This is a genomic window from Brevibacillus sp. FW306-2-1A-C05A (assembly GCF_058781555.1).
On record NZ_JBYSWV010000067.1, the window covers coordinates 1 to 17,539 of the forward strand.

The following is a 17,539-nucleotide window of genomic DNA, read 5'->3' on the forward strand; positions in this document are numbered from 1 at the left end:
AAGGCCACGCCATCGACCGTCCGGGAACGTTGTACGTGACGGTAGACACGACTGGGCAGGACCCGGTTGTTCGCGTGAGTTGAGTCCGTATAATTGTGTAAAAATGGAGTCTCTTAAAAATAAGAGAGCCATTTCAAAAACCCTCGGTTAGAATGAAGTTTGCAGACACCATTCTTAAGAGAGGAGTTTTTGTTATGGCTCAATACCAGATTAGCGTAGATTCCAAGCTTTTGCATCAGCTTTTTTTAGGGAATTCTCAGGATGCGGGAGTGGCCAAACTGCTGGAATCCGTATTGAACCAAGTGCTGGAAGCCCAGGCTACAGAACAACTGAGGGCGGAACCCTACGAACGGACGGAAAATCGCCAAGGTTATCGGAACGGCTCATATCCCCACCAGTTGACGACTCGCGTAGGAACGATTACGCTTCGAGTCCCCCGGATTCGCGGTGGGAAGTTCTCGACAGAGTTGTTTGCCCGTTACCAACGCAGCGAACAGGCTTTGGTGCTCGCCTTGATGGAGATGGTGGTCAACGGAGTGTCGACCCGTAAGGTGGCCCAGATCACCGAGGAGTTGTGTGGCACGGAGTTTTCGAAATCCACGGTGTCAGAACTGTGCAAACAGCTCGATCCTGTCGTAACGGCATGGAACAACCGTCCGCTTCATGACACTTCGTTTCCCTTTGTCATCGTTGATGCCTTGGTACTCAAGGTGCGCGAAGACGGTCGGGTGCGGTCACGAGGTGCTCTCATTGGCATGGGTGTCAACACCGATGGCTACCGGGAGGTATTGGGTGTGATGCTTGGTGACAGTGAGTCAGAAGCCAGTTGGAGTGAGTTTTTTGGCTGGCTGAAAAGCCGTGGGCTGCGAGGCGTTGATCTCGTGGTGTCCGATGACCATGGTGGATTGGTTCGAGCCATTCGCAAGCAATTCCAAGGAGTCACCTGGCAGCGGTGCCAAACGCACTTCCTGCGCAATATTCTGGACGCCACGCCGAAAGCACTGCAAGACGAGGTGTATAGTCGGGTTCGGGCCATGTTGGATGCCCCGGATATGGATACAGCACGGTTGCTCCTAAACCAGACGATTGAAATGTACGAAACGAAAGCACCAAAAGCGATGGCCGTTCTGGAGGCGGGCTTCGAAGATGCTACGGCTGTATTGCTGCTGCCCCAACCATATCGGAAACGGCTTCGCACGACAAACGGCCTGGAGCGTCTGAACGAGGAAATCCGCCGCCGTGAACGGGTGATTCGGATTTTTCCGAACCGTGAATCGGCTCTGCGGCTGATCGGTGCTTTGCTCATGGAAATCGATGAGAAGTGGGCAAGCGGGAGAAGGTATCTGGATATGGCCGAGTATCTGGAGTGGCGTGAATCACAGGCCGCTAACATGAGTGCCAAAGTGACGCGCATCGGTTGACCGACGCCTGTCGTAGCCTGTCAAGGCCGCGAAGCGTTCCATGTAGCCTTGACAGGCTCTTTTCAACACACTTTTGATAGGCCCAGCAATCCGTTGCTGGGGCTGCCACACGGCGAGTGACGGGGTGCAGGGGGCGTGCCCCCTGCGTCTCCCCCCTCCGGGGGACGGAAGGGGGCTCATTCTAACCAAGGGCGAATTTACACACAAATATGGACTTGATCTTCGCGTGGCGGGCGCGGCGCACGTGACGATTGCGGGACTTATGCGCGTGTAGGGAAAAGAAAAGCGAGTGGAAAAGACGTTCCTGGGGCCAGGGGCGTTTTTTTTGTTGGAGTTGAGCGCTTTTTTTGAAAAAAGAGGGAAAAAAGCTAATAAAATGATATTGAACCAATTTTAGTAATTCATTATAATTCAATCTGTGTGTTTTTAGGAATATTTTACTATTTTTGTTGCATTGTTGAAACTGTGGCAGGAAGAGAGGGGGGCTTCCGAACGGGACAGGCTGGCTGACTTGCGAAGCATACGAGCAGGCAAATGAAAACTAAGAAAGATAAGGAGTTACCGGAATGAACCAGAGATTCATCCGTTTTATCAGCGTGTGGCAAGCATTCTTGTTCGTTTCGCTCCTGCTTCTGCAACTGGTTCCCGAGCATGCAGGGGCGAGCGCAAACAGCAAGACCTACTTGATCGGCTTTAAAAACAGCGAGAAGGCCACGGTGAGGGCGATTCAGCGCTCGTCCGTGCAACAGCTCAGTTCAAAGGTGATAGTAGCCAAACTGACGGAAAGCGAGAGGCAGGCGATGGCGCAAGACCAGAACGTCGCCTACATCGAGGAGGACAGTGAAACCGAGCTGGCGGCAACAGACCTCGCACAAACGCAGCAGGTGCCATGGGGCATCGCGCACATCGGAGCGAATGCAGCCCGCAACAAGCAGTACATGGGGAAGAACATCAAGATCGGGATTTTGGATACCGGGATTTCCAGCCATCCTGACCTGGAAGTCAAGGGCGGCGTTTCCTACATCGAGGACGAACCCGGGTACAGCGACCACCATGGACACGGAACGGCAGTGGCAGGCGTAATCGCTGGCAAGGACAACGATTTTGGCATTGTCGGCGTCGCGCCAGAGGCGGACATTTATGCGATCAAGGTGTTGGACAAAAAAGGGCATGGCACGTACTCGGGCATGATTCAAGGGATTGAGTGGGCGATTCAAAACAAGCTGAACATCATCTCGATCAGCGCGGGCGGCTATATCGACAGCCGGGCGTTGCGCGACCAGATCAAAAGGGCCAATGACCACGGGCTGTTAGTCATTGCGGCGGCCGGGAACCGGGGCATCGGCGAAGAAACGGAGCTGTTCCCTGCCCAGTATGCAGAGGTGTTGTCGGTTGGCGCGATCGACCGGGAAAACCAGCGCGCCGATTTTTCCAGCGTCGGAAAAGGACTCGACCTGATGGCGCCTGGCGTCGACATCATGAGCACGTCGCTTGGCGGGGAATATCAGACGCGCTCGGGTACCTCTTTGGCTGCGCCACACGTGGCCGGGGCAGCGGCTGTGATCTGGTCTGAGAAGGGAAAGACTACGAGTCGCGAAGTGCGCGAGCTATTGACAGAGAGCGCTACCCCGCTCGGAGAGTCCCGTTTTTACGGAAAAGGGCTGCTCAACCTGGAGGCGGCTTTGGGACAAGAGGAAGAAGCGGATTCCGAGATCGAAGCGCTGCAATCTTCTGTCAGCGAGCTTCCGTTGACACAAGGAGAAAGCCGCCAGTTGAAAGTGACGGCGAAGCGAACAGACGGCACGGTTCAGGACGTGACCGAGCAAGCCAGCTATACGAGCGAGGATGAACAGATCGCCAAGGTCAACCGCTCTGGTCTGGTCAGCGGGATCGGAACAGGCGAAACAAAAGTGATCGCACAATTTGCAGGCAAGACGCTCGAGATTTCCGTCACGGTGCGCGAGGCTGTTCCATTAACGCCACTTGGCGGGCTGGATCGTCCGGAAAACGGCGAACTGGTCAGCTGGCTGTACGAGGGCAAAGGCTGGTATCTTGACCCTGCAGGCGTTGCGCAAATCCGCATTTTGGTGGATGGAGTCCCGGTCGGCGAAGCGCAGTACGGCGATCCGCGACCAGATTTGGAGGCAAAATATCCGGCTTACCAAAATGCGCATGCCGGCTTTCATTTTTCATTGGATACCCGTGAAATGACGCCCGGGGCGCATACGCTTGCGGTCGCCATCGACAATACGCTGGGAGAGCAAACGCTGCTCGAAGGCACGACGTTCTACATTGGCGACAGTCCCGCGGCCGAAGGCTTGCAGGCAGATGTCAAGCGGCTGGAGCTTGCTCCCCGGAAAACGCATCAGTTGCTGATTTCCACCGTTTTGCAAGATCAGACGGTAAAAGATGTAACGGCACTCGCGACATACGCCTCTTCGGATGAAGGGGTTGCCGCGGTCAGCGATACGGGCCTGGTGCAAGCGATCGGGGCGGGAACCGCGACTGTGACCGTTTCCTACGAGGACAAGACGCTGTCCATCCCCGTCCACGTCAAAACAGAAGCAGCGCTGATAGCGCGCTGGGAAGTGGAGAAGCCGGCAGACCAGGCGACAGTAGCAGGCATGACGCTTGTGGAAGGCTGGTACCTCGATCCGGCAGGGGTGCCCAAAATCGCGATAGAGCTGGACGGCGAGCGGTTGGGGGACGCCCGAACCGGACTGGCTCGGCCTGACATTGAAGCTGCGTATCCCGAGTATGAAAATCCGCAAGCAGGGTTTCAATACGCTTTCGATACGACAAAAATTCAGGAAGGACCACACGTGCTGAAAGTAATAGCAGTCAGCAACGACGGAACCGAGCGCGTACTGGCTGAGCGAACTGTGCTGGTCGAGCGGGAAGAAGCGGCGGCAAGCATTGTGGCGAGCACGAGCAAAATCGAGGTCACCCAAGGCAAGACGCAGCAGTTGGGCATTTCCGCGATGCTTCAAGACCAGCGGGTGAAGGACGTCACGAAAGAAGCGAGCTATACCGTCGAAAATCCCGCCTTGGCGAGCGTATCGCCTACCGGGCTTGTGACGGGGCTGGAACCAGGGCAAACAACGATTACCGTTCACTATCAAACGCATACGCTGGCGCTCCCCGTCCAGGTAAAAGCCGCAGCACAATTGGCGCAAGGCGGGATAGACAACCCACAAGACAACGCCACGATCAGCGGCGTCTACCCGGTGACCGGCTGGTTTTTTGCCTCTGGCGGAGTGGCGAACGTCGAGGTGCTGGTGGATGGAGTAGTGGCAGGGGAAGCCACGTACGGCATCGCTCGTCCAGAGGTCGAGATTTCGGATGTCTCCGTCTCCGATCGAGACATCGGCTTCCAATACAGCCTCGATACCGGACGATTGCTGGAAGGAACACATACGATTGCAGTCAGAGGAACAGGCAAGGACGGCAAGCAGACGATGATTGGCACGAGAAGTGTTCAAGTCGTCCAGTTGCTGCCTGCGACAGCGCTCAGTGTGAACGATACGGAACTGCGGCTTCCGCAGGGAAAAACCCGTCAGCTTGCGGTCATGGCCGTCCTAGCCGATCAGAGCAAGCACGATGTCACGAAGCTGGCTTTGTACACGGTGGACAGTGCATCAGTGGCGAAGGTCAGCCCAGAGGGCCTGGTAACGGCTGTCGCCCAGGGAACGACGAGCGTGACGATCCGCTACGGAGAACTGAGCGTCCAGATTCCCGTTACGGTCACGGAATCAGAGCCGTTGCAAGCTACAGGAGAGATCGAGACGCCCGTAAACGGCGCGATCGTTCAAGGCTCCACTACGGTAGCCGGCTGGTTTTTAACGTCTGCGCCCGTCACCCGCTACGATGTTTTGCTCGATGGGACCGTCATCGGAATAGCAACACCCGGGATCGCTCGACCAGACATCGCCTTGCTGCACCCGGATTATGAAAACAGCCATGCGGGGTTCAGCTATGCGCTTGATCTGTCCGGGCTGCAAGCGGGCGAGCATACGGTTGCGGTGATCGCCGTCGATCAGGAAGGAAAGCAGCATCCTTTGCCGGAGAAACGCTTCGTGATCGGGCAGACAGCGCCAGCGCTGCGTTTGCAGTACGGGGAGCAGCCTCTCGTCTTGCCGAAAGCTGCGAGCAAAAGCTTGTCGATCACGGCCATTCTGGAGGATCAAAGCGCCAGGGAGGTCTCAGGTGAAGCGGTGTATGCGCACGAGCATACCGACGTCATTCACGTCAGTCCGCTGGGTGTCGTGACAGGACTCAAAGTCGGCATGGCCAAAGTCGTCGCCAGCTACGGCGGGCAAACGGTCACGATTCCTGTCGTCGTAACCGAGACGGAAGCGGAGTCTCAGCAGGCAAAAGGCCAGTTGGAGCTTCCGTTCGAGCGCGCTGTCATTGGCGGCACGACCACGCTGCAAGGCTGGATACTGGACCCGGCGGGAATCGCCAAAGTGGACGTCCTCGTAGACGGGCAATTCCAGGGCACGGCCGAATACGGAGAGCCGCGCCCCGACATTGCCGCGCTGTATCCGCACTACCGTCAGGCTAACGCAGGATTTCGCTATCAGTTGGACACGCTCCAATTTTCCGAAGGGGCGCACAAAATAACCGTGCGTGCGACCAATAAAGAGGGCGTGGAGAGCGTTGTTTTGGACAGGGAAGTGACGATTGGCCCCGTTGCCGCGCTGACCGCCAACCTGACCAGCATCGAGCTGGAAAAGGACAAGACCGTCGCCCTGCAACTGACGGCAACGCACCGCGACGGCAGCACGAAGGACGTAACTGCCGAAGCCGTGTATGCGATCCAGGATGCGCTGATCGCCAAAGTCGATTCGTCGGGCCTCGTTACCGCTCTTGCTTCAGGCAACACGACGATGACTGTTTCTTTTGCAGGCATCGTGCTGACGATTCCTGTCCAGGTGAAGGGCGAGGGCGCAAGCACAGGCGGAGCTATCGACACCCCGGCGGACCAGGAAGTGGTGAGCGGGCAGTATAACGTCACCGGCTGGTTCGTGCCAGCGGGCGAACTGGAAAAAGTGGAAGTGTTGCTGGATGGGCAGCTCCTTGGCGAAGCCACCTACGGGCTGGACAGACCAGACGTGCTGCGCACGCATCCGGAGAGCAAGGCGCAGAAGCCAGGCTTTGCTTATTTGCTGCAAGCCGATCAGCAGCCAACAGGCGAGCACAAGCTGACCGTGCTGGTCACGGAAAAAGACGGCAAGCAAACGAGCATGGAGAAGGCGATTACCATTGTCGAATCCATTCCCGATGCGTACACGTATTGGCTGCAATTTTCCAATCAGCAAGGGAAAAACAACTGGTCGTACCTGGAGGCAAACGGAGAGCACTACACCGAGCTAGTCTGGAATGCCGAGACGGAGGAATGGAAAAGCGAACAAGGCGATACAGCAATCGGAAATACATGGCTGAAAGTAGGCGGTTCGGAGCCGGTCATTCGCTGGGAGGCGCCGCGTTCCGGGAAAATTCTCGTCAGCGGCTGGGCTTCGATGATCGAACTAACCGAGGGAGACGGCGTCAACGTCCGCATCCTGAAAAACGACGGGCAAATCTGGCCAGCTTCTGGCTGGCAGTCCATCGAGCAAAACGATGAGATCGGCGTGGAGTTTGCGGAGGAACTGGAAGTTGAGGCAGGAGACAAGCTTTCTTTTCAAGTGAACGCCAAAGAAACCGAAGCGGGCGACCTGCTCAAGTGGACGCCGGAAATTCGCTACCTGTCCACCGAGATTCAGGATAACGCGGCTCCCCAGGTGTATTTGACCACCCCGGTAGCCGGAAAAGTTATCAGTGAGGTAAGCGGGGAGGATGTCATTATTTTGTCCGGCCAGGTGCTGGACTCGAATATAAGGGACCAGGTCAGCGTCTGGTACCAAATTGACGACCAGGAAGCGCGCCAGATCGCGTTGTTCACGGCTTCCGAGCAGGCGCACTCGTTTTTGTATCACGTGCCCGTGCAACATTTGAACCCGGACGATTTGTACGCCCTAAAGGTTTGGGCCGTCGACCAGAAAGCGCAAAAATCGCAGGTGGAGAAGCTCGACTTCCGCCTGGACATGCGAGCGCAAGCGAAGGAAAAGGACCCGATCTATATTGATGCCACCTGGAAAACTCCGCGAAATAACGCGGAATTCAGCAAGGGACAAAAAGTGATGTTTACCTGGGAGTATATAAATGCGACTCCCTATAATCGGTACTACGACAAGATTACCGGACAGGAGCTGACCATTTACATCCGGCAATCCGGCATGGTTACGCGCTCGATCAAGGAAAAATTGTCTGCGCAAGCGCGGTCGTATGAATTTGACACTTCTTCGATTGTGAAAAATGCCACGGTGGAAGCGCAACTGCGCACGATCATGGGCGACGTGCCATCGTTCGTGGAAGGTTCCACGACGAAAGTGAATTTCAGCGTGATGACCACAAATCAGCCGCCGATGCTGGAGGAGACGAATCTGGTCACGATTGATGGCGGGCTGACGGGACACATCAACTACACCATCAAGGAAAACGATGTGACCGACGTGATTGTCGCGAAAAAAATTCGCGTCGGATTTACGCCGGGCGGGAATGAGCTGGGCGAAAAAATGGAAGTCGTTCCGGAGAAGGACCAAGTCCGCCGCATCGTGGAGCGCTATCGTTTTCCGATCACCCAGGACATGCTGTTTAAAACGGTTTATTGGACAGCACAGGCACAGGATAACCGCGGGGCGTGGACGGAGTCGGAGGTCAAATCTGCCCGCATGGTAGATGTCCTCCCGAACCTGGTCGTTTTTACGCCTGCCGTCAAGCAAACGATCGACGTGAGCGAGACGTTTACGCTGGAAGGGACCTATACGCGGATGCAGCCAGGAGAGGTTCTCTCTGGAAAAGTCAATCCGATGAACGCCGCTAAAAAAATGACGACGACGAGCACATCCGGACATTGGCTGTTCAGATGGACAGGAGCGGAACTGGGGCAAGACACGTATAAAAACATCGAAGTGAAAAGCAGCAGCGGAAGTGTAGCTTTATATTACGGTGTGCTTACGGTAGAAAAGAAACCGGGCGCTCCGACCATTGTGAACGTAGAAGCTGACGCGACCTCCATCAAAGTTTATTGGAATCCGGTCGCAGGGGCACAAAACTATGGGATCAGACTGGATAACAATTTGAGCAGAACGGTGGAGAGCGGCACCAGCTACACGTTTACCGGGCTTCAACCAAGCAGAGTGTACACGATTACGCTTTGGGCCATTAGCCCGTCCGGCGTCAGCAGCTACAGCAGCTCGATCACGGTGGAGACGAAGCCGGCGGAAGGAAATTTCACGCTGGTGCAGGAGAACAGCCCGATTCGCATGCACTTCCCTGCCAATCAGGCGAAGTATTTCAAGATCGTGGCGAAGACGAGCGGGACTTACCAGTTCACGCTCAATAACGACTCCGGCTCTTTAGCCAATGCCAAAATCTCCGTCTTCCGCAGCGCAACCTTGCAGCCGCAAGACCAAATCGCTGCAGGAGAGAACGGAAGTGTCAGTGCGGCTTTTGTCGCGGGGAAAACGTATTATCTGCAAATAGTTTCCAACAGTTCCCTGTACGCCACGCTTCTGGCCAAAGCAAGCGGTGAAACCATCGCGCTCAACCAGGCCAAGGAGATCACGATTCCGGCGGGGCAATCTGTCGAGTTTTCCATGAATGCAGTCGTTCCCGGAAAGTATCGCATGGTGACCGAGTTGAAAAATCCGACGGGCAAGTACCCGACAGTGACCTTGCTCGCCAACGGAAACGTCGTGACTCCCAAGGAAAAGCCAAGCGCGGCTGAAGTGATCTACGAGCTGGCGACGGGCACCTACACGATCAGGCTGACGAATACAGACAGTGCGCCCGCCAACATCTGGTTTACCGTCTTTGCCCCGTTGGCCGGGGGGACGTTGTACGAATACGTCTACGATCAAAACAACCGCATCACCGCGATCAAGGAAAACGGCGCGGTCAGCGTCAGCTTTACCCACGACGACAATGGAAACATATTGCAAAGCGTGAAGCAAACCGTTGCGCCGCCACCTCGGGCGACCGCCTTGAAGCTTGATCTGGACAAAGTGGACTTGTCATCCGGCGGCTCCAAGTCGATCAAGGTGATGGCGACGTTGGAAAACGGCAGCCAGGTGGATGTAACGGCCCAAGTCGTGTACGTCGTGGAGAATCCTTCTGTGGCCTACATCAGCAATGGCCTTGTTTACGCGGTCAATGGCGGCACGACAAAGGCACAGTTGTACTACGGCGGCCAAACGAAAACACTCACGATCACCGTGCAAGCGCCTGCTGTCCGCTTGTCGTCCATCAGCCTCAGCCCGCAGCAAACCACGCTGACGGCAGGACAAATCCAGCGCGTCTACGCGACCGCTTTTTTCACGGACGGAAGCAGCAAAGACGTAAACAGCGTAGCCAGCTTCCAGACGTCGAACCCGTCTGTGGCACAAGTGAGCAGTCAAGGTGTCATCACGGGAATCGCGCCCGGCACGGCAACCATCACCGCTTCCTACGACGGGAAAAGCGCCTCGGCTCAAGTCGTTGTACAAGGCGCGTATCTTCAGGAGCTGAAAGCAACCCCTGCGCAACTGTCGCTTACGGCAGGAAACAAGGGGCAACTGAACATCGCCGCCACCTATTCCAATGGCGTCGCGGAGAACGTGACGCAGCAAGCAGAGTACACGAGCAATAGCCCTGCGGTTGCCTCCGTCGAGAGCGGCGGAATCGTGACAGCGCGGGCGGAAGGCACGACGCAAATAACGGTCAGGTACGGCGGAAAGAGCACTACGGTTTCGGTCACGGTCTCGGGCAGTTTGGTCACCCTCGTGTCTGTGGGAGTCCACCCGCAAGCGGTCAGCATCAAAAAAGGGGCCACCCAGCAACTGGATGTAAAAGCGACCTACAGCGACAGCAGCGTGACGAATATTACCAATAAAGCCGTGTATCAAAGCGCCCAGCCTGCGATTGCAACAGTTGCGGCCAGCGGGGTAATTACGGGCGTAGCAGTCGGGTCAACAACGGTCACGATCACGTTTGAAGGCAAGACAGTCGCGGTGCCTGTGCAAATCACCGAGGCCCAGGAACCGGTGCAGAGCCTGACCGCAACCCCTGCCAGCCTGAATCTTTTGGCAGGAAAAACGGAAAGCTTGCAAGTGACAGCCACTTACAAAGACGGCAAAACCGCCGATGTAAGCAAACAAGCGGCGTACGTCTCCCAAGATCCGACCGTCGCAACCGTCCAGGCAGACGGACTCGTCACAGCCGTCAAGCCAGGTAACACAAGCATCCAGATTTCGCACGGGGGAGTGAGCACCAGCGTTCCGGTCGCTGTCGCAGTCGAAAACGCTCTGGTGGATATCAAGCTCGTACCAGAAGACATTGCGCTGCTGGAAAAAGAGTCAAAACAGCTCGTCGTCAAGGCCGTGTACGCAGACGGAACCGAGACAGACATCACCGACAAAGCGCAGTATGCCGTAGACGACCCGTCGGTTGCCACCGTTAGCGCGAGCGGACTGCTCTCGGCAGGCAAAGCGGGTAGCGCTACGCTTGCGGTGGAGTTTCCTGGGAAGCAGCGAAGTGTGGTGGTGAAAGTAAGGAAGGAAATAGAAGCGGGCAGCAAGTTGCGTACCCTATCAGCGGGTGGGGGTCACACGCTCATGGTCAGAGAAGACGGAACCTTGTGGGCATGGGGCCAAAATGAGAAGGGCCAACTGGGAGACGGGACAACGCAAAACCGGAGTACGCCAGTCGAAAGCATGCTGGTGATCTCGGCCAAGCAGCTAGCCGCAGCACCAAGCACTGTCCTGTTGCCTCCGTCGCAGAGCAAGCCCTTGAAAGTGACCGCAACCTACGCAAACGGCAGCACCCAGGATGTGACTACGCAGGCCACATATGAAAGCAGTCATCCCGAGATTGCCGCTGTAGATGCTACAGGAGTAGTGACATCGGGAACAAAGGCCGGGACTGCTACGATCACGATTCGCTATTACGATCAGACGATAACCGTTCCGATTCAGGTTGAGGAAGTCTCAACCCGAGCTAAACGCCTGTCAGCAGGTGGAAGCCACACATTGCTGGTCAAAGAAGATGGAACGGTGTGGGCGTGGGGGCAAAACGAGAAAGGGCAACTGGGAGACGGAACGACGCAAAACCGGAGTACACCAGTGAAAAGCATGCTGGTGATCTCGGCCAAGCAGCTAGCAGCAGCACCAAGCACTGTTCTGTTGCCTCCGTCGCAGAGCAAACCGTTAAAAGTGACGGCAACCTACGCAAACGGCAGTACCCAGGATGTCACCACACAGGCCACATATGAAAGCAGTCATCCCGAGATAGCCGCTGTAGATGCTACAGGAGTAGTGACATCGGGATCAAAGGCCGGGACTGCTACGATCACGATTCGCTATTACGATCAGACGATAACCGTTCCGATTCAGGTTGAGGAAGTCTCAACCCAAGCTAAGCGCCTGTCAGCAGGTGGAAGCCACACATTGCTGGTCAAAGAAGATGGAACGGTGTGGGCGTGGGGGCAAAACGAGAAAGGGCAACTGGGAGACGGAACGACGCAAAACCGGAGTACACCAGTGAAAAGCATGCTGGTGATCTCGGCCAAGCAGCTAGCAGCAGCACCAAGCACTGTTCTGTTGCCTCCGTCGCAGAGCAAACCGTTGAAAGTGACCGCAACCTACGCAAACGGCAGCACTCAGGATGTGACTACGCAGGCGACATATGAAAGCAGTCATCCCGAGGTTGCCGCAGTCAATGCCACCGGGGTGATTACAGCAGGAGGAACGCCAGGGACCGCTACGATCACGGTTCGTTATTACGATCAGACGATAACCGTTCCTGTACAAGTCAAGGAAGTAGCTACGCAAGCCAAACGCTTGTCCGCGGGTGGAAGCCACACATTGCTGGTCAAAGAAGACGGAACGGTGTGGGCATGGGGCCAAAACGAGAAAGGCCAACTGGGAGACGGAACAACGCAAAACCGGAGTACACCAGTGAAAAGCATGCTAGTGATCTCAGCCAAGCAGTTGACCGCAGCACCAAGCACCGTCCTGTTGCCTCCGTCGCAAAGCAAGCCGTTAAAAGTGACCGCAACCTACGCAAACGGCAGCACCCAGGATGTGACTACGCAGGCCACATATGAAAGCAGTCATCCCGAGATCGCCGCAGTCAATGCCACCGGGGTGATTACAGCAGGAGGAACGCCAGGGACCGCTACGATCACGGTTCGTTATTACGATCAGACGATAACCGTTCCTGTACAAGTCAAGGAAGTAGCTACGCAAGCCAAACGCTTGTCCGCGGGTGGAAGCCACACATTGCTGGTCAAACAAGACGGAACGATGTGGGCATGGGGCCAAAACGAGAAAGGGCAACTGGGAGACGGGACAATGCAGAACCGGAGTACACCAGTGAAAAGCATGCTGGTGATCTCCGCCAAGCAGTTGACCGCAGCACCAAGCACTGTCCTGTTGCCTCCGTCGCAAAGCAAGCCGTTGAAAGTGACCGCAACCTACGCAAACGGCAGCACCCAGGATGTCACCACACAGGCCACATATGAAAGCAGCCATCCCGAGATAGCCGCAGTCAATACCACCGGGGTGATTACAGCAGGAGGAACGCCAGGGACTGCCACGATCACGGTTCGCTATTACGACCAGACGATCACCGTTCCGGTGCAAGTCAAGGAAGTAGCTACGCAAGCCAAACGCCTGTCCGCGGGCGGAAGCCACACCTTGCTGGTCACAGAAGACGGAACGGTGTGGGCATGGGGCCAAAACGAGAAAGGCCAATTAGGAGATGGTACAACGATAAATAGGCCAGTTCCTGTTAAAACGAATGGACAATAACATGGAGGGAAACAAAATGAAGAAAAGAAACACGATCGTAAAAACAGTAACGAATATTTTCCTGACACTGGTGACAATCCTTACCCTGTCACAAAACCCTGTATCTGCAGCAGAAAATGCAGTGAGTAGCGCTGCAGGATCTAGACACTCTCTTGTTTTAAAAGGAGATGGAACGGTCTGGTCCTGGGGGGATAATTCTTACGGTCAATTAGGAGATGGTACTACGATTCAGCAAAATGTCCCTGTTCAAGTAAAAGGACTGACAAACGTTACGCGCATCGCCGCAGGAAGTGACTTTAGCTTGGCTTTAAAAGCTGATGGGACGGTTTGGAGCTGGGGAAATAATAGCTATGGTCAGTTAGGGGACGGCAAAACAAGTGCTAGTTATACTCCTGTTCAAGCAGTTGGTCTCACCGACGTGATCGAGATAGCGGCCGGAACTAATCATGGATTAGCCCTAAAGAAAGATGGAACGGTTTGGTTGTGGGGAAATTTTTTAAACAGCTCATACAGTAAGCCTTTCCAAGTAGGAGGTATAGCTGATGTAAAAGAGATAGCTGCCGGGTCTGGTTTTAATCTGGCTGTCAAAAAAGACGGAACTGTATGGGCGTGGGGATATAATGACTCTGGTCAATTAGGAAATAACAATACTAATAATACGTCATCTCCAACGAAAATAGGGACTCTTGCTAATATTGTCTCTGTGGCAACAGGATATGAAAGTGGTTATGCCCTGGATGTAGACGGAAAAGTTTACGCTTGGGGATACAATGGTTATGGCCAATTAGGAGACGGAACGAGTACAAATCGACTTCAGCCAGTGCAGGTAACAGATTTAACTGACATCGAAGAAATTTCTAGCGGATCGTATGCGTATCATGTTTTAGCCCGAAAGAAAGACGGAACGATTTATGCTTGGGGACGTGGTAACTATGGTCAAGTAGGAAACGGTACAACTTCGAACAGCAGCAGACCAGTAAAAATCACACTCCCCTAACCACCAATCCCCCCTTCTCACCAAGGGGGGACAACTAACCATTATGGAGGCACTATGAAACACCTTTCCATAAAATCACTCATCTACCTGCTCTGCCTTGCCCTATGCGTCACACTCCTGCCCCCCGGAGCCGTACTGGCAAACGAACCTTTCGAGCTGCCGCAATCGCAGGACACACCCGTTGCCATCTCGACTCCGGAAGCAGCCGCAGAGGAACTCAAGCAGTCCATCGAAAACAAGCAGCTTGCTCCTGTAGAGGAACAAGCCGCAACAAGCGATCCGGCCAAGTTGACCGAAGCGAATATCGCCGCGCTCACCTGGACACAGCTCGACGTCCAGACCGCCATCGAAATCCACCGGACGTATGACAAAGACCTGCTGAAATTCGCAGCCTATTTCTACTCCGATCTTCTGCAACTCCTTTCTCTGCAAGAACAAGAGGAAGCAAAAGCATTCTCCGAAGAGGAGCTGTTTGCCCGCTTCCGTGCTTTCGGACCGGACAAGCTACAGCTTTTAAACAGACTGACTCCGCTCGTCCAGGCGAAAATGCAGGAGCTCAGCCAACTGGAAGAAAGCATGGAAGCCCAGTCGACGACGACGCCTCCAGCGGTGCAATTCACAGAAAAAGAACAGGAGTTTCGCTTCGCCCGCTCCAAGACAGAAAGTTCTGTAGACGAATTGTACCGGGCCGCCAACCTCGTCGAGCAGGATGTCTACCTGGAAGGCAAGCACGGCCTTGATGTCGTGTTGCAGCGTAGATACCACTCTTTGAGCAGCAAAATCAGCGTGCCTACCTGGGATGAAGTAGAGTCCAAAAACGATGCAAACCCCTCTATCGAGAAGTTTGCTACCGGATGGGATTTCAATGTGCCCCGGATGGAGATTGTCACCAGAGGGCACAGGGTGTCCGTCAGCGACGATAATCGCAATCCCGGACAAGAAATCTATTCGACCCGCATTGAGGACTATCCGGCAAGCAATTTGTATTATATTACGTTGGAAGACGGGACTTCTTTTGAATTTCTCCACACCCAGGTCCTCAAGTATCCTTACAACGATGTCAAGCTGTCCATTGAGCGAATGGGCTACAATTACACCTTGTATTATCGCAACGTGAAGTACGAGTTCGATATTTACCGCGGAACTGTTGTGAAAACAAATATTTACGGCGATACAATCAAGTATACGCTGAACAGCGACGGCGAGCTGATGACCATCGAGGACAGCGTCGGGCGCTACATCGTCCTGAAAAGCAGACAGACCAACGATCTCACTCAAGACCTGTACGTCTACAAGGACAAGTCAGAGACGACCGTGCTCAAGCATATCCGCTACCATTTCGAAAAAAAATCAGCTCTGAGTATTTACACGCAGTTGAGCCGTGTGGAAGTGCTCCCGGTACCAGGAAGCGGAACGCAAGCGTACACGGTCGCGCGCTATACGTACCATAATCCGAAAACCAAAGGAATCGCGTATTTCAATCTGAACAAAAAATACACGCTGGATAAGCTGGTAACCGACCAGACACTCCAGGAGTCACCCAAGTTCTGGGATTCAGATAAAAAGAATCGGAAGCAAATCGACTACCTGCTCATGCAAGAAGCCACCTATCCATTGCAAGGGCTGTCCATCCAGTACGACTACCGCCCGTATCAACTGGAGCAAACCTCTTTCAAGGACGGGCTGGTGCGAATTTTCCAGGACAGATACGCGCTGAGCTACGTCGCCTACCATCCTGTCAACAAAGTGACGTACAGCTACGCCTTAAAAACACCAAAGGGCACGAACACGTACAAGCTGGAAAAAAGCTATGCGGACAACGACCGTTTTTACGAGCTGTGGAAAGTGCCCAAGGACCAGTTGCCTCGGCTCAAAAACATGGCCGACAGGCACGGCGATACGATCCAGGTCACGGAAACGGAGCCTTCCCGCTACACCCGTTCGCTCCTGTTCCGCATCAACGCAGATGGAAATCCGCTCTTGAGAAGCGTGAAAACGACCGGAATCAGCAAAGGTGGAGCCTCGATTTCCGGAGCCAAGTACCAGGTGTCGTATAACCCGACGACGTACACCACGTACGCCTATTCCGGCAGCCACACCAAGCCGACTTATCAGTACGTCTTTCTGGAGCCAGCTTCTGGCGTGGCAGATACGACTATTTTTCACCAATATTTGAAAGATCCAACCTTGTCCAAACGCGCCTCGTATGCCGCGAAAATCAACAACTACGCGCAAGAGACGTACTTCGAATACGACGACTACGGCCACCTGGTCAAGCAATTAACGCCAGACGGCATCTTGACGACCTGGACGTACGATCTGGAGAGCAAAAAAGGCTTCCGTGCGTTTTCCCAGTTAAAGGCCATGCGAACGCAGGCGACCTCCGCGTCCGGCGAGCCGTACTATTCGAACCTTTCCTACGAGTACAACGACCAGTATTTGCTGCGAAAAGAAACGGAAATTCACTCGTTCCCGGTGAACTTGTCGGGCTACAAAAGCCAGATTACCGAGCGAACCTATGAATACACGAATGCGCAGCTTTATTCGATCACGGAAAACTTTGGCGGAAAGACGAGGACACAGACGTTTTCCGCATACGATTCATACGGCGTCCAGCCGACACAAATATCGTTGGCTGGCATCGAGCTGGAGAGCGGGAAAACGGACGTCCTGAACTTCTCGCTCGAGATCGACAACCAAAGTCAGGTAAAAAGCCAGACGTACCCAAACGGCAGCAAAGTCACCTACGAATATGACACGCTGGGAAGAGTCCTCACCGAGAGCTTCCGCCACCAGGGCGCGACCCGCACCACCACGTACGTGTATCGGGACGGCGACGCATCCGGCACGAGCGCGGAGGGGCCTGGGATCGTCGAGAGAATTTTGCCCGATTCGTCTCGGGTCATCACCTACTACACGCCATACGGAGACATCGCCTATCAGGAGCAGCGAGGGACGAGCGGAGGCAAACGCCCGCTGGTAGAAAACGAGTTTACCCCGGACGGCATGCAGATCAGCCGCACGATCCCATACGGGAACCAGGCGCAGAGCACCACGTATGCCTACGATTGGGACGGCTTCGTCTACCAGACCACGAACGCCCTGGGAACGACCCGCTCCCATCGGGCCAATGCGTATTCAGACGGCACCAGTTATTTGCCGCGCCTGACCGAGCAAACGTTGTCCCCGAACGGCTACATCGTCACCACCTACCGCGACCTGTACGGGCG

4 protein-coding genes are annotated in these 17,539 nt (G+C 54.8%); all 4 read left to right on the forward strand.

The genetic code is table 11. The features are described from left to right. Positions 1-194: 194 nt before the first annotated feature. On the forward strand, positions 195-1,421 hold the full coding sequence (locus tag AC3WJN_RS23980; protein WP_171506495.1) for an IS256 family transposase: 1,227 nt from the start codon (positions 195-197) through the stop codon (positions 1,419-1,421). A gap of 566 nt (positions 1,422-1,987) precedes the next feature. Further along, a complete protein-coding gene (locus AC3WJN_RS23985) occupies positions 1,988-13,312 on the forward strand; it encodes an Ig-like domain-containing protein (RefSeq protein WP_492329341.1) in 11,325 nt (3,774 codons plus the stop codon). Positions 13,313-13,328: 16 nt separating this feature from the next. Continuing rightward, entirely contained in the window at positions 13,329-14,309 is a 981-nt protein-coding gene (locus AC3WJN_RS23990; protein ID WP_007787539.1) for an RCC1 domain-containing protein, read from the forward strand. A 54-nt stretch (positions 14,310-14,363) separates the two neighbouring features. Then, a partial coding sequence (locus tag AC3WJN_RS23995) for an RHS repeat domain-containing protein (RefSeq protein ID WP_492329342.1) occupies positions 14,364-17,539 on the forward strand: 3,176 nt, incomplete at its 3' end.

Excerpts from the sequence above, each read along its gene's own strand:
- AC3WJN_RS23980 (WP_171506495.1), top strand. The coding sequence starts at position 195 with ATGGCTCAATACCAGATTAGCGTAGATTCCAAGCTTTTGCATCAGCTT.
- AC3WJN_RS23985 (WP_492329341.1), top strand. The coding sequence starts at position 1,988 with ATGAACCAGAGATTCATCCGTTTTATCAGCGTGTGGCAAGCATTCTTG.
- AC3WJN_RS23990 (WP_007787539.1), top strand. The coding sequence starts at position 13,329 with ATGAAGAAAAGAAACACGATCGTAAAAACAGTAACGAATATTTTCCTG.